Here is a 1,640-nt window from a genome sequence, read left to right on the forward strand (position 1 = left end):
CCTCTCGCTATCGGTGCGGTCCGGTTCGGCGGCGGCTTTCTGGTTTTGGCCGCCGTAGCTCTCTGGCGGCGAGACAGGTGGCCGCCGAAGAGCGACTGGCTCGGCACTGGTGCATTGGGTCTTCTGTTCTTCGGGCTGTTTCCGGTGCTCTTCAATGGAGCCCTTGTCTACACGACGGCCGCGCGAGGTGCGCTTGCGCTTTCGACACTGCCTCTGCTCACCATGCTTGCCGCGGCAGTTCTGAAGATCGAGCCGCCGACCATCCGCAAGATCGTCGGTGTGCTGATCGCAATGGCAGGAGTGGCCGTAGCGCTCGGCACGAGCCTGACGACTGCTCCCCCAGATGCCTGGCGCGGAGATCTTCTCATGGTCGCGGCCGCTTTCTGCATGGCGCTCTACAACGTCTGGTCGAGACCATTTCTATCCCGCACCGCGCCAATCCCGTTCGTGGCGTTTGGCATGGGCGTGGGCGCGGTCTGCCTATCGGTCCTGGTGGTTTCGAGCGGAGGCTTCGCGCGACTTGCCACTCTCAGTGCACCTCAGTGGATCGCGAGCGCTTATCTGGCCATAATTTGCGGCGCCTTCATTTTCTTCCTTTGGGCATTCGCGCTCGAGCGCGCGCCGCCGACACTGGTTGCCGTCTCCGTTGCGGTGAATCCGGTGACGGCATCGATCTTCGGTGTTGTCTTCCTGGGCGAACAAGTGAGCGCGAACCTGATTGTCGGGCTGATGGCAGTCCTCGCAGGAATAGGCGTCGCAACGGGAGCAGCCGAGCGGCTTGGCCTGTGGCCCGACGATCGGCAGTCACGTCGAAGGCAGCCCTGAGCGCTGACCAAGCAAAACGGGGGAAACGAATCCAGGCGAATACAGCGATCATCCCTGTTGGCGCAGGGAATTGCTGCTGGCGTTGGCCAGGGCGATGGTCCAAGAAGGGATCACCGACACGTGATCGCCTCTTCATGTCCTCCATCCGCCCGATGATCCCGCTTCTTCTCGCCGCCGGCATCTTGCTCGGCGGCAATGGGCTGCAGAGCACGCTGATCGCGCTGCGCGGCGCGCAGGAAGGGTTTTCGGCTTCCGACATCGGCCTGATGGGCACCTTCTACTTCGCCGGCTTCCTGCTCGGCTGCCTGGCCATCACCCGCATCATGAAGGCGGTCGGCCATATCAGGGCATTTTCGGCGCTGGCGGCAATCGCCTCGGTAGGCACCTTGCTCCTGGTGCTGGTCATCGATCCGGTGATGTGGTGCGCGGTGCGCCTTGCTGGCGGCTTCTGCTTCGCCGGGCTGTTCACCATCGTCGAAAGCTGGCTGAATTCCGGCGTCGGCAATCACGACCGGGCACGCGTGCTGGCGATCTACCGGATGGTCGACATCGGTTCGGTGACATCAGCCCAGTTCCTGATCCCGGTCTTCGGCGCCGGCGGTTTCGCCATCTTCGCCATCATGTCGATGATGATCACCTTGTCGCTGGTGCCGGTGTCGCTCGGCGACCGCTCCAACCCGGCACCACCCGAAGAGGTCAAGCTCGACCTGGCGCGCGTCTGGCGGATTTCGCCGCTGGGCTGCTTCGGCTGCATCGCCGTCGGCGTCACCAACAGCGCCTTTCGCACCTTGTCGCCGGTCTATGCCGAGCAGATC

The 1,640-nt window shown here is 63.6% G+C and carries 2 protein-coding genes; both read left to right on the forward strand.

The features are described from left to right. On the forward strand, window positions 1-825 hold an 825-nt coding region (locus EN939_RS33255; protein WP_164751472.1), incomplete at its 5' end, for a DMT family transporter. Window positions 826-959: 134 nt separating this feature from the next. Then, window positions 960-1,640, forward strand: a 681-nt coding sequence (locus EN939_RS33260) for an MFS transporter (protein ID WP_127271714.1), incomplete at its 3' end; no start/stop codon positions are given.

Origin of the sequence: Mesorhizobium sp. M7A.F.Ca.CA.002.05.1.1 (assembly GCF_003998335.1) — a bacterium.
Classification (GTDB): domain Bacteria; phylum Pseudomonadota; class Alphaproteobacteria; order Rhizobiales; family Rhizobiaceae; genus Mesorhizobium.